Below are 20,872 nucleotides of genomic sequence, written 5' to 3' on the forward strand. Positions count from 1 at the left end.
TTTGTTGATTTTTGCAAAATGTAGCTCGCCAAGTTCAAAAATATAATTTTTAAGGATAGGGAAATATCATGGGAAAAATGATCGGTATTGATTTGGGTACAACCAACTCTTGCGTCGCTGTAATGGAAGGCGGCCAGCCAAAAGTGATCGAAAATGCAGAAGGTGCGCGTACCACGCCATCCATTATTGCGTATCAGGAAGATGGCGAGATTTTGGTCGGTGCATCAGCAAAACGCCAAGCTGTTACTAATCCAAAAAACACTTTGTATGCGGTAAAACGTTTGATCGGCCGTAAGTTCGATGAAAAAGAAGTACAAAAAGACATCGGCTTGATGCCATATAGCATTTCTAAAGCAGACAACGGTGATGCATGGGTTTCCGTGCGTGACAAGAAGTTGGCGCCACCACAAATTTCTGCAGAAGTGTTGCGTAAGATGAAAAAGACCGCTGAGGACTACCTCGGTGAAGAAGTGACTGAAGCGGTTATCACTGTTCCAGCGTACTTTAACGATGCACAACGTCAAGCAACCAAAGATGCGGGTCGTATCGCTGGTTTGGACGTCAAACGCATCATTAACGAACCAACTGCTGCGGCATTGGCTTTCGGTCTCGATAAAAAAGAAAAAGGTGATCGTAAGATTGCAGTGTATGACTTGGGTGGTGGTACGTTCGACGTTTCTATCATTGAAATCGCTGACGTTGATGGTGAAATGCAATTCGAAGTATTGTCAACGAATGGCGATACTTTCTTGGGTGGTGAAGACTTCGACCAACGCGTGATCGACTACATCATTGACGAGTTCAAGAAAATCAATGGTTTGGATCTGTCCAAAGATCCTATCGCTTTGCAACGTATTAAAGCATCTGCAGAACGCGCGAAGATCGAATTGTCTAGCTCACAGCAAACTGAAATCAACGAGCCGTATATTGCGATGGCAAACGGCGCACCTGTGCATTTGAACTTGAAAATCACTCGCGCTAAGTTGGAAGCTTTGGTTGAAGAGTTGATTCAAAAAACGATCGAGCCATGCCGTTTGGCGATCAAAGATGCAGGCGTAAAAACCTCAGACATCGATGACGTGATCTTGGTCGGTGGTATGACTCGTATGCCAAAAGTGCAAGAACTGGTCAAAGAATACTTCGGTAAAGAACCACGTAAAGACGTGAATCCTGATGAAGCGGTTGCGGTTGGTGCGGCGATTCAAGGTTCTGTCTTGTCTGGTGATCGTAAAGACGTGTTGTTGTTGGACGTCACACCATTGTCTTTGGGTATCGAGACTTTGGGCGGCGTGATGACCAAGATGATTCAAAAGAACACGACGATTCCAACCAAGTTCAGCCAAGTGTTCTCGACTGCGGATGACAACCAACCTGCGGTGACGATTAAAGTGTTCCAAGGTGAGCGCGAAATCGCTGCACGTAACAAAGGCTTGGGCGAATTTAATTTGGAAGGTATTCCACCAGCAGCACGTGGTACACCACAAATTGAAGTGACTTTCGATATCGATGCGAACGGTATCTTGCATGTAGGCGCAAAAGATAAAGCAACCGGTAAAGAGAACAAGATCACCATTAAGGCAAACTCAGGTTTGACTGAAGAAGAAATTCAAAAAATGGTGAAAGATGCGGAATTGAATGCGGAAGAAGATAAAAAAGTCAAAGAATTGGCTGAGTCTCGCAATCAAGGTGATGCATTGGTTCACTCAACCAAGAAAGCCTTGGCTGAGCACGGCGACAAGTTAGAAGCTGGTGAAAAAGAGAAAATAGAAGCAGCAATTAAAGAGTTGGAAGACGTCTTGAAATCAGGCGATAAAGCAGAGATCGATACCAAGCTCGGTAATTTATCGACAGCATCGCAAAAGTTGGGTGAAAAAGTGTATGCAGATATGCAAGCACAACAAGCCGCAGCCGGCGGTGCGGCAGGTGCGGCACCTGGTGCAGATGCGAAACCACAAGATGACGACGTCGTCGATGCTGACTTTAAAGAAGTGAAAGACAGTAAGTAATCTAGCGGAAAGTAAGTCAAAACCTCTAAACACAGAGGCTCAGAGACACAGAGGTTCACAGAGAAAAACAGGTGCTTTAATTGTTTTTCTTTGTGCCTCTGTGTCTCTGTGTTGAGAGGTTTAGAAGCTTGATAAACGCAATACTCTAATGAAAACAAGGTGTAATCGAGATGGCGAAGCGTGATTTTTACGAAATTCTGGGCGTTGCAAAAAATGCCTCAGATGATGAAATCAAAAAGGCTTATCGCAAGCTGGCGATGAAATATCATCCGGATAGAAATCCGGACAGTAAAACTGCGGAAGACAAATTTAAAGAAGCAAAAGAAGCTTATGAAATGCTGTCTGATCCGCAAAAACGCGAAGCTTATGACCGCTATGGTCACGCTGGTGTCGATCCTAATATGGGCGGCGGTGGCGGCGGTCACGGCGCTGGATTTGCAGATGCATTCGGCGACATTTTTGGCGACATTTTTGGCGGTGGTCGTGGTCGTAGTTCTGGTCCACAGGTGTATCGTGGTGCCGATTTACGCTACAACTTAGAAATTACCTTGGAGCAGGCTGCCAACGGTTTTGATACGACGATACGCGTACCAAGCTATGACGAATGCGAAACCTGTCATGGTTCTGGCGCCAAGCCAGGTACTTCACCCGTCACTTGTACGACTTGTGCAGGTCATGGCCAAGTGCGTATGCAACAAGGTCTGTTCAGTATTCAACAAACCTGTCCTAAGTGTCATGGCACAGGTAAGATGATTACCGATCCATGTAATCCATGTAATGGAACTGGTCGTATTAAGCGCAACAAGACTTTGGAAGTGAAGATTCCTGCTGGTATCGACAATGGCATGCGGATTCGCTCTTCAGGTAATGGTGAGCCAGGTATTAATGGCGGTCCACCAGGTGATTTGTATGTTGAGATTCATATCAAACCACATCAGGTCTTCCAACGTGAAGGCGATGATTTGCATTGCGAAATTCCGATTTCCTTTGTCAAAGCTGCTTTAGGTGGCGACATCGAAGTACCAACTTTGAGTGGTAAAGCGACATTCACTATTCCTGAAGGTACGCAATCGGGTAAAACTTTCCGTTTGCGTAGTAAAGGCGTCAAAGGTGTTCGTTCTGGCTATGCTGGCGATTTGTTCTGCCACGTTGTGATTGAAACGCCAGTGAAGTTGACTGAGAAGCAGAAAGATTTGTTGCGTAGTTTTGAACAGTTGACGACTGAAGGTGGTTCTAAACACAGCCCGCAAAGTAAATCTTGGATGGATAAAGTCAAAAAGTTCTTTGAATAGAGAATTTATTGATGGTAAATCAAAGCGCAGATAATTTTTTATCTGCGCTTTTTTTATGCGCGGACGTTTAAGGCTTTGATTTTGTGGGGTTTAATTCGATTGATTCCTCTAAAAAAGGTAAAATGTCGTCGCTAAAAATAAATAGGGAAGAATATGAGAGAAGTTATACGCGGAAGCGTTACTCCGGATCAATTATTTGAAAACAATCGTGATTGGGCTGCAGAGATTCTGAGCCGCGATGCTAATTTTTTTAAAAAACTTGCAGAACAACAAAGCCCTGAATATCTGTGGATAGGTTGTGCAGATAGCCGTGTTCCCGCGAATGAATTGTTGGGCTTATTGCCGGGTGAATTATTCGTACATCGTAATATTGCTAATTTAGTTGTTCATTCTGATTTGAACTGCCTGTCGGTATTGCAATTTGCGGTAGATGTATTGAAGGTAAAACATATTATTGTGTGCGGCCATTATGGTTGCGGCGGTGTGCAAGCGGCTTTGACTGGTCGTCGAGTCGGTTTGGCGGATAACTGGTTACGCCATGTACAAGATGTGCACCAAAAACATGAAAAATATTTAGCTGAAGTGCTGCCTGAAAAAGTACGCGTCGATCGCTTGTGTGAGTTGAATGTGATCGAGCAAGTCGTGAACGTTTGCCAAACGACGATCATTCAAGATGCTTGGGAGCGTGGACAATCAGTTGAAGTGCACGGCTGGGTGTATGGTATTCAAGATGGCTTGTTAAATGAGCTTGGTATGTCGATCAATTCACCACAAATGTTGGCGCCACATTTGGAGCGTAGTTTGGCGAGATACGCGGAATAATTTGAAGTAGTGTCGTCTTGATTTAATGAGGAAGCGAAGTAATCCAGTTTGGATACTTCGCTTTTTTGTTGTGATCTTGTTGCCTCTTGTTTTTTAATAGCCCAGTTAAAAACAGCAGACTTAAGAGTAATGCTGTTCAGTTAAGCGAATAAGTTCAAAGACTGTCATTCCCGCGTAGGCGGGAATCTAGCGTCGTGGAAGTCTAAAGACACTAGGGCCCTGCCTCCGCAGGGATGACACATCAATTTTTTGGGCTTAACTGAACGGCATTACAGACTTAAGAGAATCTTATTTTAAGAATAGTGAGACAAATTGCCCTGATTTCATGAATAATGACCAGCTTTTTGGCTGGAGATCCAAGTCTTGTGCTGGATCTTAATTTTCTCCCTTCTTAAGCAATCTCAGAGCATGAAATCTCTTGCCCCACCTATCTCTCGAATCAATGGTTTAGATACCTTGCGCGCCTGCGCGATCCTGTTGGTTTTGATGTATCACTACATGGTATTTGTCAGCCATGAGCCTAGCTTTGGTTTTCTGAGTGAAATCGGTTGGGTTGGGGTTGATTTGTTTTTTGTCTTGAGTGGCTATTTGATCGGTAATCAAATATTTGCAGGTCTAAAAAGTGAGCAGGGGTTTTCGCTCAAGACCTTTTATATCCGCCGTGCATTGCGAACTTTGCCGAATTTCTATGTGGTGCTGTCGATCTATTTTTTGTTTCCGGTCGAAGCAGGTGGAAAGGCAGTGACGCCGCTGTGGAAGTTTCTTACCTTCACACAAAATTTTGATTTAAAACCCGGCTCGGCATTTTCGCATGCGTGGTCGTTGAGTATCGAAGAGCAGTTTTATGTCGTCTTGCCTTTAATAGCGATTGCCACGATTGCATATTTAAAATCGGTTCGCGCCATGTGGTCCGTCTTGTTGTTAGCAATGGCCGCGGCTGCAGGCATGCGTTATTGGATGTGGCAGCAAGTTGGTGATGACTATACCCAGTACTACATCCATATTTACTATTCAACTTGGTGTCGTTTTGATGAGTTGCTGCCCGGCGTGGCACTGGCTCTGTTGAAAAATTTTCATTCACCGATTTGGACCCGCTCACTCAAGTACGGTCACCATAGTTTCATCGCGGGCGTGGTAACGACTGCGCTTGCGATGGTGTTGTTCACTCACTTTAGTTTTGTTGAAGCGCAGGGCTTTTTGTGGTTCACCACGACCTTTGGCTATAGCATTTTAGCTTGTGGATTTGCGCTATTGACTTTGGCCGGATTAAGTCCGAATTCTTATCTATATCGTTGGCGCATTCCCGGCGCATCTGTTTTGGCGCTGTGGTCTTACGCACTTTATCTGGTGCATAAACCATTGATGAATGCCTTGCTACGTCCATTTCAAGTTTGGGATATTTCGGTGAAATCAGCGCTGGGAATTGCTGCGATGTTTGCACTGAGTTTGTTAGCAGCGTATGTATTGTATCGTTTGGTCGAGATGCCGTTCATGCGCTTACGAGATCGTTATTTTCCGTATAAGGGATAAAAAATTGTCCGGTATGAGTACGAGTGCAGTTTGACCCGCATTTCTTAAGGCCACGCTGATAGCGATCTGGAATACTAAGAGCTTCAATTTCTTTTCGCTTTAACTATGTCCTACAGCGTTGTTTGGTTTAAACGCGATTTGCGCTTGCATGATCATGCAGCTTTGTTCGAGGCGGCTTTACGCGGTCCTATCCTTTGCTTATATGTTGTCGAACCAGAGCTGTGGCAGCAAGCGGATGCAGCGCGCCAGCATTTTGAGTTCATCCTAGAGAGTTTGCGTGATCTCTATGTGGAATTGAAACAGCACGGCGGTCGTTTGCATGTCGTGACTGGCGATATGTTGGAAGTGTTACAGGCTTTGCATGAGCGAGCGCCTTTTCATAGTTTGTATGCGCATGAAGAAACGGGTAATGCTTGGACTTATCAACGTGATTTGGCGGTTGGACGATGGTGTCGTACTCAACAAATTAATTGGCTAGAGTTCCGACAATTTGGCGTGGTGCGGCGTTTGGCTGATCGTGATCTTTGGAAGGCGAGTTGGGACGCTCACGTTGAGCAAATTTGCTTGCCTGTACCTGCACAATTACAGTTTGTTGATATGCCGTGGCAAGATGCGTTGCCGCCTTCTGCCGATCGACTTCATTTGCACCAAGCTGATACGCCACGTCGGCAGCGCGGTGGGCGTCAAGTCGGTCTTGCTGTATTGTCGTCTTTCTTACTTGAACGCAGTGCCTATTATCGTGGTGGAATTTCTTCTCCCTTATCAGCGCCTGATGCTTGTTCTAGGCTTTCACCTTATTTGACGTTTGGCTGTTTAAGCTTGCGCGAGGTCGTGCATGCGACGGTACAGCGTATGGAGCAACTGCATGAGGATGCTGTGATGTCGCAGCATCCATCCGCGGGACGGATGAAGCAGGGCTTAAATGCTTTTATTAGCCGGCTTTACTGGCATTGCCACTTCATTCAAAAATTGGAATCGGAACCCGAGATTGAATATCAAAATATGCATCGCGGTTATGATGGTTTGCGCGAGCAAGATTGGAATGAAGCCCATTTTCAGGCATTCATACAAGGTCGTACAGGTTGGCCTATGGTCGATGCCTGTATCGCCATGTTGCGTGAGACTGGCTGGATTAATTTTCGTATGCGTGCCATGTTGGTCTCCGTTGCGTCCTATCCGCTGTGGTTAGATTGGCGGCGCGTTGGGACTTGGTTGGCGACGCAATTTATCGACTATGAGCCGGGGATACATTGGAGCCAAATGCAAATGCAAGCGGGTACTACAGGCATCAATGTGCCACGCGTCTACAACCCAATTAAACAAGCGCATGATCATGATCCGAAAGGCATCTTTGTGCGACGCTGGTTGCCGGCGATGCGTAAAGTACCTGATTTGTTTTTGTTTGAACCTTGGACCATGCCTGCAGATGTCCAAGCTGCATGTGGCATACAGCTTGGACGAGAAATTCCTATTCCCGTAGTTGATCTAGATGTCGCGACACGTGAAGCAAAAGCAAAACTATTTGCAGTGCGTGGACAAGCGGAAGTGAGGGCAGCGAAGTCAGCCGTAGTCAAGAAACACGGATCACGTAATACACGTAGTGCAGGAAGTACAAAGCGCGCAGGAAAATCGACTAAACGAGTAAAACAGCAAGACGCCAGTTCGACCAGCGATATCGAACAAGCGCCCCAACTGGGATTTGATTTCTAAATTCTCATGTTGAAAATCTAGTTCCAAGAAATCTGGTTCAAAAATCCCGATTCTTCTGATCACGCGATTTAAATCGCATCACATCTGTGCTGCGCAAAGCTTGATGTTTTGTTTTACGACCAGTCACCCGGCTACGCCACATTTTGAAGCTCGATGCTTTCATCGACTTACGCATTAGCCGAATCACTGCACTCTCGTTCAAGCCAAATTGGCGTTGGATGGCGTCGAAAGTGGTGCGATCTTCCCACGCCATTTGTATCACTCTATCGATGGTAGCTTGATCGACGCTTGCTTGATCCATGGCCGCTTGATCAATTGTTGGCGTCATGGTTTAGGCTTTCTTTGCCCAAGCCATGCACCATCCTTTTGCTGCGACTTGCTTGTTGCCCAGAGCAGCACAGTTTGCCCATGCGTCTGTTGCTTTTCCTTGATACAGCATGCAGTTAGCGCAGTTCTTTCCAGCGGCATATGCAGGGAATTTTTTCGTGTCCACTTTGCTTGCGTCATGTTTATAGCCAAGAGCAACTGAACCGGGCGCTGCTTCATCGACGCGATTTGCTTGAGCGTTGACCTTGAGTGCGGCTCCCAAGCCTAAGGCAGCGGGAACGGCTTGAATTAAAAATTGACGACGTGATTTCATCATGAATTCCTTTATAGATAATGTAATTAATTGATTTGATTCTCGGTACTGCTTAGTTGATCAAACTTAGCGATCAAATTTTTCGCCAATTGGCTTGCGCCAAAGCGGTCGAAACTTTAGAAAGACGTGGTATAAATTATCTAACAAAGCAATTACCCAGCGCCTTTCGAGTAAGGGCGTGATCCAGCCAAGGGTAGGTAATTGTCGCCACATCACAATAAATGCAGCCGCTCCTGATACGAGTTGTCCCGTTTCATCACGTGCGTGCAACTTGTTGAGTGCTTGTTGTCGATTGAGTTGTGTTCCTAGCTCGATTTCTTCGCAGCGGCTTGCATCTACCCATTCAATTTTGTCAGCGCCTCGCCATGTTTGGTAGGTGGCGATTTCTTTCGCACACAAGGGGCATGCACCATCGAAATAAACTGTGCAAATTGGCTTTGCTGCCTGTTTTTCGTGGTGCGTATTTATTTGTGTTGGTGCGTTTTTCATTGCTGTCATTGTTATCACTGCTACGTTGCGTGTAATTTTGATAATGAATTATTGGGTCATTCTATTTGATATAGAGTAGTCCAAAACGGAAATGATGTCCAATAAGTGAACCGTTAAAACTTGTGTTATGATGATTTTATTCGGTTCAATATCGGTTCTTTTCTGGTGTTTTGTCATTTTCTTGAAATGCTTCTTTTACGATCAATTTGCTAAAAAAGTGGGTGAACTATGAATAATCAAACAGTAAAGTCGGCCGCCAATGAGGCGAATGCCACTTACCGCAGTGGTGCTGCGGCACGTTTATCAGGTGTTCCTGTGGAGACTTTACGCGTGTGGGAGCGGCGCTATGGCGTGACAGATCCGAGTCGTTCAGAACGTGGGCAGCGGCAATATTCATTTGAGGATGTGCGGCGTTTAGGTCTGATCAAACAATTGGTTGATGCCGGCAATTCGATTGGTGCGGTGGCGCATCTTGATTTGCAACAGTTACTGGCGATGTTAAGCGCGGTGGCAAATTTGCCTGCGGCACAGTCGCAAGTTCAACTCAGTAATGGCATGTTGAGAATTGCGTTGGTCGGCGTGATGTTGCGCCAATCCTTGATTAATTTAAATCCAGATCAAAGCAAATTGAGCTTGGTGCAAACTGCCTTCAATCTGAAGCAAGCACCGATGCAGTTGAAAGATGTCAAAGTCGATGTGATGGTGGTTGAACAAGGCGAATTGACCGCACCAGAAGAACAAATTCCACTCTTAGGAATGGCTCAACAAGCTTGTCAGGCGACGGCGGTGCTAATTTTGTATCGATTCGCTTCAAGTGACGCGATTCGTCAATTGCGACTTGCGGGTTTTCATGTTGCCCGCATTCCTTCAGATATGCTGGAAATAGATCATCTATGCCGCGTTGCGATGGCACGCGCACTCACGCTTGTGGAGCAGCAAGGGCGTATGGGACGCCTGAAGAAAAATGGTGCTCGACCTGCCGATGCCGCGCGAAATAAGAAAAGCAATGTAATCCCAGCACGTTTGCTCGATGATGAACACTTAACGCACATCGCCAAATTCGCCACGAGTATTCATTGCGAATGTCCACGTCATTTAGTCGATTTGCTGCAAATGCTGACCAGCTTTGAACGCTACAGCGCGCAATGTGAGAACCGCAATGAAGACGACGCTAGTCTACACCGTGACTTGCATTACACCGCGGCGCATGCACGTTCTGCACTGGAGCAAGCCTTAGTGCGTGTAGCGCAGGCAGAAGGTATTCAGTATTGAAATTGAATATTCTCGAGAAAGCGCGCCATGAAAATGCGTAAAAAATCGGATTTGCCAAGCAAGCTATGTGAAGTCTGTGGTTTATCTTTTACTTGGCGTAAGAAGTGGGAAAAAGACTGGGCCTCAGTCAAGTATTGTTCTGAGCGTTGTCGTCGAGCACGGTCTAGCGCATCGGTGAAAAATTTAACTAGCAATTCCGTAATCGCCTCGGTAAAGCACATATGAAAAAGCTTGTTATTTATCGGTTTCGAAATGATCTTCGAGTTGAAGATAATCCGGCATTGAATGCTGCCTGTGCATACGCGCGGCGTACGGGAGCGCAATTACTTCCGCTGTTTTGTCACACCACCGCGCAAGGCGCTTTGCATGTTGAACACACGCAGTGGGGTTTTGCGCGTTTATCCGCTCATCGTCGATTTTTTTTGCGCGATAGTTTGTTAGATTTACGCGAGCAGTTGCAGCAGTTTGGATTTGAATTAATTGAATTGGATGGCGAGCTTAGTGCGCAATCAGCATTTTGGATAGCGCTAGCGCAAACCTATACGCTTCACACTATCTTTTGCGAAGATATCGCGGCACCAGAAGAGCGTGCGCAGGTAGATGCTGTGAGGGCATTGCAGATCGATGTGCAAGCGGTATGGCAATCGACAATGTACGATCCAACATCGTTCGATTTCGACATAGCGCAGATGCCAGATCAGTTCACGGCATTTCGACACAAGATAGAACACGCGGCATATCCGATACGACAAGTAGTGCCATGTGCGCTCTCTGCATCGTTCGCATTGCGTGACGCCACATTAGAAAAGTTTTCTGTGCATTTGAGTAAGCAAAGCCAGCCTCAGCTTGACGCCCTTGATGATGTTGATACTCAAGTCATGCATGATCTTCATGATGTGCGCAGTTCGTTCCCATATTTTTTGCCCGAGTTTCGCGGCGGCAGTCGTGCTGCACATGCGCATCTAAAAAACTACTTCTCTTCCGAGTTGCCACACTCTTATAAACAAACACGTAATCAATTACAGGGTACGCGCTTCTCGACCAAGTTCTCGCCATGGCTGGCGAGTGGTGCGCTTTCGGCACCGCAAGTGATAGCTGCATTGCGCGAGTTTGAAGCGGAAAAAGGGCAAAGCGACAGCACTTACTGGATTTGGTTTGAATTGCTGTGGCGTGATTATTTTCGTTTTTTGCATTGTAAGTACGGCGTGCGGCTGTATCGTGCCAGCGGTTTATCAAAATTGCCGGTCGATTTGCCTGCTTTTGATGAGCAAAAATTTCAAGCGTGGACGCAATCGATGACGGGTGAGCCTTTAATTGATGCAGCGATGCGTGAGCTGATCAGTACTGGGTATTTATCGAATCGCCTGCGTCAGCAAGTCATCAGTTATTGGCTACATGAGTTAGGTGGTGATTGGCGCGTTGCTGCTGCTTGGTTTGAATCGCAATTGCTTGATTATGATGTGTACAGCAACCAAGGAAATTGCTTGTACTTGGCGGGTTTAGGAACCGATCCTCGCGGCTATTTAGGAGGGCGTTGGTTTGATCCGCAGAAGCAAGCAAAACAGCATGATGCTGATCGAAGCTATCGCACACTTTGGAACACAAGGTAAACAAAATCATGAACAACTATCAGCAACCAGCGCATACCTTGCGCCTGATCTTAGGCGATCAGTTAAATTCACAACACAGTTGGTTTGCGCATCAGCACGACGATGTGTTGTACGTGATGATGGAGGTGCGTCAAGAGACGGATTATGTTCTGCATCATGCGCAAAAGATCATCGCGATCTTTGCTGGTATGCGCGAGTTTGCTCGCCGTTTGCAGTTGGCAGGACATCGTGTGCATTACTTGACTATAGATGATCCAGACAATCTACATGCGATTCCTGCCAATATTGAGAAACTGGCACAAATGGTGCAAGCGCAAGAATTTCAATATCAAGCACCGGATGAATATCGCTTGGATCGGCAATTACAAGCATTTGTGCAAACCACGGCGTTGCGTTGCTATATGTTTGATAGCGAACACTTTCTAACGCAGAGAGAAGAAGCAGGCACAATTTTTGAAGGCCGCAAGAAATGGTTGATGGAGCATTTCTATCGACAAATGCGCGTCAAATATCAAGTGTTGATGACGGGGCAAGATCCTACCGGTGGTGCATGGAATTTTGATCACGATAATCGTAAAGCATGGCCAGGATTGCCGTGGGAACCAGAAGATTTTCGGCCTCGCCACGATCACAGTGCCTTGTGGGCGACGATACAAAATGCAGGTGTGAAAAGTTTTGGTGAACCCAATGCCAGTGCGTTTGCTTGGCCTTTACACCGCGACGAAGCCTTGACGCAATTGCAGGCTTTCGTGCGTTTGGCATTGCCGCATTTTGGAGATTTTCAAGATGCGATGAGTAGCAAGGCATGGCGTTTATTTCACTCGCTGTTGTCGTTTGCATTAAACGTCAAGATGTTAAGCCCGCGCGAGGTGATCGCCGCGGTTGAGGCGGCGTACTCACGTGGAGAGGTATCGATTGCCGCCGCCGAGGGATACATTCGACAAATTCTCGGTTGGCGAGAATACGTGCGTGGCGTGTATTGGCATTTTATGCCCGATTATGCGCAAGAAAATGTGTTTGATCATCAAGCCGAATTGCCGACTTGGTTTTGGACTGGCAAGACCAAGATGCGCTGCCTATCGCATGCGATTGGACAATCTTTGCAACAAGCGCATGCACATCACATTCAACGCCTGATGGTGATCGGTAATTTTTCGCTACTTGCAGGTTTGCATCCGCAGCGTGTTCACGAATGGTATCTTGGCGTGTATATCGATGCATTTGAATGGGTAGAACTACCGAATACTTTGGGCATGAGTCAGTACGCTGATGGTGGTGTGTTAGCGACCAAGCCCTATGTATCGAGTGCCGCTTACATTGATCGCATGAGCAATTATTGCAAGGGCTGTCATTACGATAAGAAGCAACGTACCACCGAAAATGCTTGTCCATTCAATGCGTTGTATTGGGATTTTTTCTCGCGTAATGAAAAACAATTGGCGAGCAATCCACGCATAGGTATGGTGTATCCGCAGTTACGAAAAATGAGTGCAGAAGCACGGCAGGATTTGAACGAACGAGCGATTGTTTTGCGCCAGAATTTAGATGCGCTGTGACTATAAAAAGTGAGGTGAAAATGCATTCTCCAAATCAAACGCAATCACAAACAAGAGGTCGCCCAGTTCAACTCAATCCGAAAAAACTCTTGCTGACGAAATGGACGGCGGTAAAGGTCATCGCCAAGCAAAAACATTTTTTGGTCAGCCGTGTGCTGCAACCTGATGACCTAAGTTTGCCGATTACCGAAATTGAGATGGAAGCAGTTTATTCGGGTAATAAACAAATCATCGCTTGGCGAGAATTGCAAGATGCCGAACGATGGAAGCAAGGTTGGCTTTGATGTGCGCTCTACAAGCTTTGATGTTGGCATCTCTAGGTAGCAAAAAATCAAAATTGGAGGTAAGTGGTAGGAGCCGAAGATTCCCGCCCCTTCAAGGGGCGGGTTAGGGTGGGGATGGGTTTAATTTGCACAGGAAGTACGTCAATTAATCGATTGAAACCCATCCCCATCCCAACCTGTCACCGCGCCGCTTATAAGCGGCTTAGAAATTGATGGCGCAAAGCATGCTTTGCGAAACCCCACCAATTTCCCCTTGAAGGGGAAGGAGTAAACGGAGCGTTTTAGCCGTTTCAGGATCGTCCTTATTTTAGTTGACACCTACGCAGTTACATTCTCCATATTACATTTAACCACGCTTTATTTTGACAGAGATCCACCCAATGCAATGTCAATCCTTCCCAGAACAATTTCGCGCATGCGTGATCGGTGCGAGCGGTGCCATCGGTGCAGCATTTGTCAGCGCCTTGCAGCACAATCCACGCTGCGCCGAGGTCGTCGCACTGCATCGACACTCAGATCCAGCAATCGATTTGACTGATGAAGCCAGCATACAAAACGTGGCAGAACAGATCAAAGCAAAAGGACCGTTTCATTTGATTATTCACGCCGCTGGTATTTTGCATCAGCAAGAATTTATGCCCGAGAAAAAATTAGGTGACTTGAACATGGCGCAAATGCAAGCGACCTTTATGGTGAATACCTTTGGCCCCGCGATCGTGCTGCGACATTTTTCCAAGCTACTCGATAAACAGCGTGGTGTGTTCGCGCTGCTTTCGGCGAAGGTGGGTAGCATAGAAGACAATCGTCTTGGTGGTTGGTATAGCTATCGTGCATCAAAAGCGGCATTGAATATGATGATCAAAACTGCCGCCATAGAAATTAAACGAACCCAGCCCAATGCAATCGTGTTTGCGCTACATCCGGGTACAGTCAATTCGGCACTATCACAACCTTTTCGTGGTGCAGAGATTGGTCGACCCGCCGAGCAAGCAGCGCAAGAAATGTTAGAAGTGATTGATCGACTACAAGCAGACGATCACGCGAGTTTCTTGAGTTATAAAGGAGAGCGCTTGCCGTGGTAATAACTGGTTTGTAAAGTTAGAATGCGCTTACCCCCAATGTAACCTCTAGGTAATTCATTTAATCAAGAAAGCGAGTAGTGCATGCAAAAAATGACGATTCAACTGTGGTTGAAACGGAGCTTGTCTTTAGCGCTGATTCAGTTGCTGCTTGCCTGTGCTGCGATAGACCCGAATCACATACTCACGCGTGGGTTCGGAAATAATGCCCCTGCGGCTGGCGTCGCGTTAGATAGCGATACCAAGCAACGTGCTTATGATTTTGTATGGAACCGCGTCAATGAGGCTTATGTTGACCCTAACTTGAATGGCGTAGATTGGAAGAGAGTTGGTGAAGAATATCAACCACGTATTTTTAGTGCGCCAAGTGATGAAGCATTTTGGAAAAGTTTAGACAACATGGTGGGCGAACTGGGCGATGCGCACACCCGTGTGCTATCAGCAAAACAATATGCGTATTTTAAAGAGAAGGCGGCTTACACCATTGGTTTAGGTGTCGCGGAATTGCAAGGCGAATTGATTGTGACGGGTGTTGCGAAAGATTCGCCCGCTGAAAAAGCGGGTATCACCAAAGGTAATCGTCTATTAAAAATTGAAGGCGTCGATGCAAATGAATGGTGGCGTTTTCAGTTGAGTAAGGTACGCAAAAATTCCTCGGAGCGAGCGCAAGCCAAGTCGGTGAAGCGCATATTAAATAGCGGTGACTTGGATGCTCCGAGCGACAACATCGCTCTACAAGTAGAACGGAATGATCGCAGCACTATGGATGTCGTTTTACAACGCACCCAATTGCCAGTAAGCGATAGTCTGAACGGCAAAATGTTGGATGAGCAGATTGGCTATATCCGCATGAGTAGTTTTGATGCCAGCTTGGGCAAACAAATCGAAGCTAATTACGACAAAGTGCGCGCGGCCAAAGGTTTAATCATTGATCTGCGTGGTAACGGCGGCGGCTCACTCGGCGTTTCTCTAGCCATGATGAATCAATTAGTGCAAGGAACAGTGCCGATCGGTAAGCGCATTACGCGCAGCGGCAAACCACCGGCTCTGTTTTTTGGATTAATTAGCACCGGCAAATTAGAACTCGAACTACGCGGCGTGAAAAATCCTTATCTTGGCCCCGTGGTCGTTTTAGTCGATGGCGACAGTGCAAGCGCGAGTGAATTTCTCGCCAGCAGTTTGCAAGCCATAGGTCGCGCCAAAGTCTTAGGCGAAACAAGTTGCGGCTGCTTGCTCGGTTATATGGGCTACGCCAATGTACCCGGTGGTGGTGCCTTGGCGTATAGCGAAATCGACTTCGCCCCCGTCAATGGCAAACGCATAGAACGCGTCGGCGTGATTCCAGATCAGCAAGTGAGTTTGAACAAGATGGATTTGCGCGCAAACAAAGATGCAGGCTTAGAAGCGGCAATTCAAACTTTAAAAAACATGCAGCAAGACAGCATCGTGAAATTAGCCAGTGCAATTGAATAAATTGAGCTGAGTGCCTTAGTATAAGCTCTGTCGGAAACTCCCTACTCCCGCAAGCGGCGGGGTTGCAAATTCGGGGGCAGCGGATGAGGGCGCCTCAGCAAATGCAAACGCATTCAAGCAAGCAAACTCTAATTGCCAGTGCAATAAAACCAAATCAATCCTCAAAACTAGCCAACTGCTGACGCTGGCGATTCACCACTAAACGCGTGACATCCGGCCGAGAATAATGTCCAGCAACATCAAAATTCTGCCGTTCACGCCGAACGTGATTTCTATCCAAAGTCGCAATCAATAAACACTCTTGATCAATCACGGGTTCGACAACCCAGCTACCATCCGGTGCAGCAATACACGAACCACCATTCGCCAAGACGTCCGGGCAACGTGCCAAAATCAGATCCAAATGCGGAGTATCTACCGGAAAATCCTGTTTGCGCATCAAGCCAGATACGGCAATACTAAAACTACGGCCTTCCTTCGCAATAAAGCGCGTCAAGTCTTCGGTATTGCGCAAATTGCCAGGCCAAATCCCCACATGCAAATCTTCTCCTTGTGCATACAAAGCGGCACGCGATAAAGGCATCCAGTTTTCCCAACAATTCAAACCACCTACAGTAAAACCATCCAGCGCATGCGTACGCAAACCATGTCCATCACCCGCCGCCCACGTCAGGCGCTCTTCGTAAGTCGGCATCAATTTTCTATGCACTGATCCGATCACACCGTCAGCGCCGATATACACGCAAGAGCAATACACGCTATAACCCGTGCGATCTTTCGGACGCTCCAAACAACCGAGCATGATCGCGATCTGATACTGTTTCGCCGCCGCATAAAATGCATCAAGATCACCCGCTTCAATATCCACCCCTTGCGCCACATAATGCGAATGCAAATCCTTTTGCACCTCATCATTAAAACGCGCACCATCGGTCAGATCTAACCAAAACGGATAACCGGGTAATAAAGTCTCACCAAAACAAACCAAGCGCGCACCTTGCTGTGCGGCTTGCTGTACGTAATCAAGCATTTTCGCAGTGGTGGCGATGCGGTTCAGCCAGACGGGGGCGATTTGAGCTAGAGCGACGGTGATTTTGTCTTGGTGATTGGTGATCATGAGAATATTTGTGAGATAGAGTGGAAGAAGAATGTTGAATGGTGAAAGTATCAATCGAAATTTAGTCTTGATAGCCAGCTTCGCGGTGATGTCGAATCGCCAGAACAAGAATCACATCATCGATTTCTTCAAAACTGTATAACCCAACACAGCCAGTGTTGCCGCGTGAAATAATTAACTCGTGTAGATCATTTTTGATAGGGCGACCAATCAGCGGATGATGCTCCAGTAGCGAAATAGCTTCTTGAATTAAATCGACGGTTTGTAAGGCGATGTTAGGATCACTGTCGAACAAAAAATCGACGAGTCGTTCGAGATCATCAAGCGCCCGTTGTGAATAAATTATGCGCGCCATGGTTTGGCAGTGAGTTTTGTAGGCGCGACAGTTTTTTTCTTACTCGCCGCGTCCATTTTTTTCTGAATACGGTCACGCAAGTGTTGATGAACCTCATCAGCCGCATAGCCCAATCCTGATTCTAAAGTCGCAGCACGCGCGGTCCGTGCGTCATTGATCAATGCAGCTTGTTTTTCTGCAGCGAGCGTCGCTTTACGAATCGCTTCCACCATAAAGGCATGTGGCGTGACACCCAAATCCATCGCAGCAGCACTGGCTTTCTGCTTGAGTTCGTCGGGTAGTTTGAGTGATGTCGTGGACATGGCAAGCCTCGGTGCTTTGAAAAAATAATGGGTAACACTAAAGTAGCACCTTTTGTTTTTCTGTGCAATGTAAGAGGCTGTTAATGTGTATTGTTTTTTAAATTATTGGATGGGGGTATGGAGTTGTACCTATCTGAGCCCGATCACGACGGCACCGCTGATTTTTCCAATGATAAGCAGTTGCTTAATTGGATGCGCTAATCGAGTAGTATAAATAACTGAGGGATTTACGGTGGACTGTGAAGTGATAATTTTGTCGATTTAGTGATGCTATGTTTGCGTTCAGTATAAGCAAGTCATGCTAGATTTCATGCGCACTTCAAGTGGCTTCGAACAAATTATGTTTCTTTACTCGACAATTTAGTATTTATTTTTGTTAAATTAAATTAAAGTTAGACTCAACAAATAATATCGGAGTTTTTGATGGAAAATATCGCTGTACCCTTTTATATGGACTGGAAATTTTGGGCTGTCGTTGTCTCAATTACTTCCCTAGTTTTGTCTCAACTTCCCCCTATTCACGTAATGTTGAAAAGAGCTAAACTTGACTTAGAGCTTTATTCAAAAATTTCAATCACGCATAAATTAGGTAATCCAAACCTTCAATTGCATCTTATTCTTAATAACATTGGAGGTCGTAGAGTCAGAGTTAAAGATATTAAGGTATCTATCTCAAAAGATGGGAAGCATTTGGTAGAGTTGCCAGCGCAAAATTACTTGCAGAATCAGAATGATCAAAACACGGTTCTCTTTACGACCTTTTCTTTAAATCCAAGCGATGAGTGGGCACATATTACAAACTTTCTAAATTTTTTTAGCAGGGACGACGAAAGGGAGTATCAAGAAATTGAGGGACGCCTACTCGCTGACTTTAGGGCGCATAAAAAAGAAATAAAAGATGATGAAAGTCATAAGGAGGTCTATGAACATCCAAGTGAAATTGTTCTGCCTGCATTTACTTTTTTTGAAAAAAGGTTCTGTTGGAAGTCAGGTGAATATGGCATGTCTATAACTGTTACAACCGACTCGAAATCCTCAGATATTAGTAAAAACTATCGTTTTACATTATTTGAGTCGCATACGGAAACATTGAGTTCAATCAAAGAATATTTCAAATATGGTGGTGGTATTTACTGGAATCCGAACACTCAGATGAGTGTAATATTAGAAGTAGCAGAGGCCTAGCAAGCGGTTCAAGCATGACGGCTTGTACTACGCGTCTTTTGTGTCTCTCGCTGACGCTCGAACATTAGCACAAAATCGCTCCGTACCTGCCGAAGCTCAGCTGGGTGCTAAAAACAATGCTCAGCAGCAGGAAAACTCTTATCCTTCACAGCCGCCACATACTCCTTAATCGCCGCATCAATATTGGTTTGCCCCTCCATAAAATTCCTCACAAAACGTGCTTTGCGACCGGGGAACACGCCGAGTAAATCGTGCATGACTAAAACTTGGCCTGAGCAATCGGGGCCTGCGCCTATGCCTATGGTGGGGATGTGTAAGAGATCGGTGACTTCTTTTGCCAGGCCTGCGGGGATGGCTTCTAAGACTAATAAGCTTGCTCCAGCTTCTTGTAATAATTGCGCTTCGGCTTTGAGTAGATCTGCTGCTGCCGTGGTTTTGCCTTGGACTTTGTAGCCGCCTAATTGGTGCACTGACTGTGGCGTTAGGCCTAGGTGGGCGCAGACGGGGATGGCGCGTTCGGTCAGGAATTTGATGATGGGTGCGATCCATGTGCCGCCTTCGACTTTGACCATTTGCGCGCCAGCTTGTATCAACTGCACCGCGTTGTTAAATGCGGATTCGGGTGTGGCGTAGGTACCGAATGGCATGTCGGCGATGATGAAGGCTTTGTCGTTACCGCGTGCGACGGCGGCGGTGTGATAGGCGACGTCGTTGTTGGTGACGGGCAGGGTGGAGCTATGGCCTTGGCATACCATGCCGAGCGAATCGCCGATTAATAAAATCTCTACGCCGCATCGATCCATCATGGCGGCAAAGCTGGCGTCGTAGCAGGTCAACATGGTGATTTTTTCGCCTTGCTCGCGCAGGGTGTTGAGTGTCGTGATGGTGACCGCTTTGCGGTCTTGTAAGTATTCAGCCACGATGTTTCCTTTGGTTTGTGAAGTTCACATGTTACTTATAAAGCGACATGATTTGGCTAATTTGGGCTAATTTAGGATGCTTGAAAAACTGTCCCAGCTAGGCGTAGCTTCGCAGACAGTACCTTGAGTACGGCAAGACGCTACAACAAGGCTGCGGCAGTTTTTTTAACCCAGATTTCCCATTAGGATTTGTGATGATGACGGATGCACTTTTTGAGGCAGTTTTGTTGCGAATGAGGCGTCAATAGCGAGCTATTGACAACGAAGAGCAGCAAAAATGGCCAAAAATGCACCGTCAGCACACAAATAGCACTGCAGGTGCGCCTAATGGAAAATCTGGGTTCAAGCATCCTAACTTCTAAAAATAAAATACACAGCGCCCACTAAGCATAATCCCGCCCACACATAGTCTAACTTAAACGGCTGATTCATATAGATCATCGAAAAAGGGACAAAGACTAAGAGCGTTAAGACTTCTTGCAGAATTTTGAGTTGCGCCAAACTGTACTGAGTGTAACCGATACGATTCGCGGGGACTTGGAGTAAGTATTCAAAAAGGGCGATGCCCCAACTAACAAATGCTGCAATATACCAAGCCTTGCTATTGAGATTCTTAAGGTGACCATACCATGCAAACGTCATGAAGACATTCGACAGGATTAAGAGACCAGTAGTTTGAATGATGACAGGGATTTGCATGGGCTGAGTTCGCTTAGACTAATGAGCGCTAGAGTTTTCGTATGCCTTGATCCGCCACTGCTGGGGCAAATTGATGGGCGGCGCCTTTGCCTGGGATCTGAACGAAGGGATCGAGCTGAAGTAGCGGAATTAAGACGAAGGCGCGTTCCGTCATGCGTGGATGGGGCACGTTTAAGTGCGGCACGTCGATGATGTGTTGACCATAGAGCAGCAAATCGAGATCCAAGGTGCGCGGCGCGTTGCGATACGGACGTTCACGCCCGCATGATAATTCTAGAGCTTGTAAATGTTCAAGCAGGGCGAGCGCCTCTAATTCAGTGTTGACCGCAACCACGGCATTGATATAGTCATCGCCACTGGAGTCGATGGGGGCAGTGATAAACAGTGACGAGGCTTGCTCGAATTGTGTTTGCGGCAAACTACGGAGCTTTGTTATTGCATATTCAACCATCGCGCGTGCATCGCCGAGGTTGGCACCGATCCCGATGTAGGCAGTGATGGTCATACTGTTATTCTGTAATTTATTCTGTA

Annotated in this window: 22 protein-coding genes; 13 read left to right on the forward strand and 9 right to left on the reverse strand. The window is 46.4% G+C overall.

Annotation, left to right across the window (positions count from 1 at the left end):
* The first annotated feature begins 68 nt into the window (after window positions 1–68).
* From dnaK to IE103_RS12995, 5 genes are all read left to right on the forward strand, one after another.
* Window positions 69–2,006, forward strand: a complete 1,938-nt coding sequence (gene dnaK / locus IE103_RS12975) for a molecular chaperone DnaK (RefSeq protein WP_189346556.1) — start codon at window positions 69–71, stop codon at window positions 2,004–2,006.
* Window positions 2,007–2,176: 170 nt separating this feature from the next.
* The gene (gene dnaJ / locus IE103_RS12980; RefSeq protein ID WP_189346557.1) at window positions 2,177–3,298 is read left to right on the forward strand and encodes a molecular chaperone DnaJ; all 1,122 of its coding nucleotides are present in this window, start codon (window positions 2,177–2,179) and stop codon (window positions 3,296–3,298) included.
* Window positions 3,299–3,451: 153 nt separating this feature from the next.
* On the forward strand, window positions 3,452–4,120 hold the full coding sequence (can, locus tag IE103_RS12985) for a carbonate dehydratase (RefSeq protein WP_189346558.1): 669 nt from the start codon (window positions 3,452–3,454) through the stop codon (window positions 4,118–4,120).
* A gap of 408 nt (window positions 4,121–4,528) precedes the next feature.
* Window positions 4,529–5,650 carry an acyltransferase family protein gene (locus IE103_RS12990; protein ID WP_189346559.1) on the forward strand — a complete coding sequence of 374 codons (1,122 nt, stop codon included), beginning with the start codon at window positions 4,529–4,531 and terminating at the stop codon, window positions 5,648–5,650.
* A 105-nt stretch (window positions 5,651–5,755) separates the two neighbouring features.
* The gene (locus IE103_RS12995) at window positions 5,756–7,360 is read left to right on the forward strand and encodes an FAD-binding domain-containing protein (protein ID WP_189346560.1); all 1,605 of its coding nucleotides are present in this window, start codon (window positions 5,756–5,758) and stop codon (window positions 7,358–7,360) included.
* Window positions 7,361–7,397: 37 nt separating this feature from the next.
* On the opposite strand, the gene IE103_RS13000 is transcribed toward IE103_RS12995, so the two are convergent.
* The 3 genes from IE103_RS13000 to IE103_RS13010 all read right to left on the reverse strand — a co-directional run bounded on the left by IE103_RS13000 (window position 7,398) and on the right by IE103_RS13010 (window position 8,498).
* The gene (locus IE103_RS13000; protein WP_268248971.1) at window positions 7,398–7,688 is read right to left on the reverse strand and encodes a TIGR03643 family protein; all 291 of its coding nucleotides are present in this window, start codon (window positions 7,686–7,688) and stop codon (window positions 7,398–7,400) included.
* 3 nt (window positions 7,689–7,691) lie between these two features.
* On the reverse strand, window positions 7,692–8,003 hold the full coding sequence (locus IE103_RS13005; protein ID WP_189346561.1) for a high-potential iron-sulfur protein: 312 nt from the start codon (window positions 8,001–8,003) through the stop codon (window positions 7,692–7,694).
* A gap of 63 nt (window positions 8,004–8,066) precedes the next feature.
* On the reverse strand, window positions 8,067–8,498 hold the full coding sequence (locus tag IE103_RS13010; RefSeq protein WP_189346562.1) for a thiol-disulfide oxidoreductase DCC family protein: 432 nt from the start codon (window positions 8,496–8,498) through the stop codon (window positions 8,067–8,069).
* A 219-nt stretch (window positions 8,499–8,717) separates the two neighbouring features.
* Between IE103_RS13010 and IE103_RS13015 the strand changes: the two genes are divergently transcribed.
* The 7 genes from IE103_RS13015 (at window position 8,718) to IE103_RS13045 (ending at window position 15,763) form a co-directional block, all read left to right on the forward strand.
* The gene (locus tag IE103_RS13015) at window positions 8,718–9,761 is read left to right on the forward strand and encodes a MerR family transcriptional regulator (protein WP_189346563.1); all 1,044 of its coding nucleotides are present in this window, start codon (window positions 8,718–8,720) and stop codon (window positions 9,759–9,761) included.
* Window positions 9,762–9,794: 33 nt separating this feature from the next.
* Window positions 9,795–9,986: a DUF2256 domain-containing protein gene (locus IE103_RS13020; RefSeq protein ID WP_189346763.1), complete on the forward strand. Its 192-nt coding sequence runs from the start codon at window positions 9,795–9,797 to the stop codon at window positions 9,984–9,986.
* Window positions 9,983–11,371, forward strand: a complete 1,389-nt coding sequence (locus IE103_RS13025; RefSeq protein ID WP_189346564.1) for a DASH family cryptochrome — start codon at window positions 9,983–9,985, stop codon at window positions 11,369–11,371. The genes IE103_RS13020 and IE103_RS13025 overlap by 4 nt, the downstream gene beginning before the upstream one ends.
* Window positions 11,372–11,379: 8 nt before the next feature.
* Entirely contained in the window at window positions 11,380–12,927 is a 1,548-nt protein-coding gene (locus IE103_RS13030; RefSeq protein WP_189346565.1) for a cryptochrome/photolyase family protein, read from the forward strand.
* A 20-nt stretch (window positions 12,928–12,947) separates the two neighbouring features.
* A complete protein-coding gene (locus tag IE103_RS13035) occupies window positions 12,948–13,211 on the forward strand; it encodes a TIGR02450 family Trp-rich protein (RefSeq protein ID WP_189346566.1) in 264 nt (87 codons plus the stop codon).
* Between the two features lie 380 nt (window positions 13,212–13,591).
* Window positions 13,592–14,293 carry an SDR family NAD(P)-dependent oxidoreductase gene (locus tag IE103_RS13040; protein WP_189346567.1) on the forward strand — a complete coding sequence of 234 codons (702 nt, stop codon included), beginning with the start codon at window positions 13,592–13,594 and terminating at the stop codon, window positions 14,291–14,293.
* Window positions 14,294–14,374: 81 nt separating this feature from the next.
* Window positions 14,375–15,763, forward strand: coding sequence for a S41 family peptidase (locus tag IE103_RS13045; RefSeq protein ID WP_189346568.1), 1,389 nt, complete (start codon window positions 14,375–14,377; stop codon window positions 15,761–15,763).
* Window positions 15,764–15,917: 154 nt separating this feature from the next.
* On the opposite strand, the gene IE103_RS13050 is transcribed toward IE103_RS13045, so the two are convergent.
* From IE103_RS13050 to IE103_RS13060, 3 genes are all read right to left on the reverse strand, one after another.
* Window positions 15,918–16,880 carry a carbon-nitrogen hydrolase family protein gene (locus IE103_RS13050; RefSeq protein WP_189346569.1) on the reverse strand — a complete coding sequence of 321 codons (963 nt, stop codon included), beginning with the start codon at window positions 16,878–16,880 and terminating at the stop codon, window positions 15,918–15,920.
* Window positions 16,881–16,941: 61 nt separating this feature from the next.
* Window positions 16,942–17,235: a type II toxin-antitoxin system RelE/ParE family toxin gene (locus tag IE103_RS13055; RefSeq protein WP_189346570.1), complete on the reverse strand. Its 294-nt coding sequence runs from the start codon at window positions 17,233–17,235 to the stop codon at window positions 16,942–16,944.
* A complete protein-coding gene (locus IE103_RS13060) occupies window positions 17,223–17,537 on the reverse strand; it encodes a hypothetical protein (RefSeq protein ID WP_189346571.1) in 315 nt (104 codons plus the stop codon). The genes IE103_RS13055 and IE103_RS13060 overlap by 13 nt, the downstream gene beginning before the upstream one ends.
* 423 nt (window positions 17,538–17,960) lie before the next feature.
* On the opposite strand from IE103_RS13060, the gene IE103_RS13065 reads away from it, so the two are divergent.
* Window positions 17,961–18,722, forward strand: coding sequence for a hypothetical protein (locus tag IE103_RS13065; protein WP_189346572.1), 762 nt, complete (start codon window positions 17,961–17,963; stop codon window positions 18,720–18,722).
* A gap of 107 nt (window positions 18,723–18,829) precedes the next feature.
* On the opposite strand, the gene panB is transcribed toward IE103_RS13065, so the two are convergent.
* The 3 genes from panB to folK form a co-directional block, all read right to left on the reverse strand.
* Window positions 18,830–19,642: a 3-methyl-2-oxobutanoate hydroxymethyltransferase gene (gene panB, locus IE103_RS13070; RefSeq protein ID WP_189346573.1), complete on the reverse strand. Its 813-nt coding sequence runs from the start codon at window positions 19,640–19,642 to the stop codon at window positions 18,830–18,832.
* Window positions 19,643–19,993: 351 nt separating this feature from the next.
* Window positions 19,994–20,341, reverse strand: coding sequence for a DMT family protein (locus tag IE103_RS13075; RefSeq protein WP_189346574.1), 348 nt, complete (start codon window positions 20,339–20,341; stop codon window positions 19,994–19,996).
* A gap of 28 nt (window positions 20,342–20,369) precedes the next feature.
* Window positions 20,370–20,846: a 2-amino-4-hydroxy-6-hydroxymethyldihydropteridine diphosphokinase gene (gene folK / locus IE103_RS13080; protein WP_189346575.1), complete on the reverse strand. Its 477-nt coding sequence runs from the start codon at window positions 20,844–20,846 to the stop codon at window positions 20,370–20,372.
* Between the last annotated feature and the right edge of the window lie 26 nt (window positions 20,847–20,872).

This window comes from Affinundibacterium macrobrachii (genome assembly GCF_014652415.1).
Classification (GTDB): domain Bacteria; phylum Pseudomonadota; class Gammaproteobacteria; order Burkholderiales; family Burkholderiaceae_D; genus Undibacterium; species Undibacterium macrobrachii.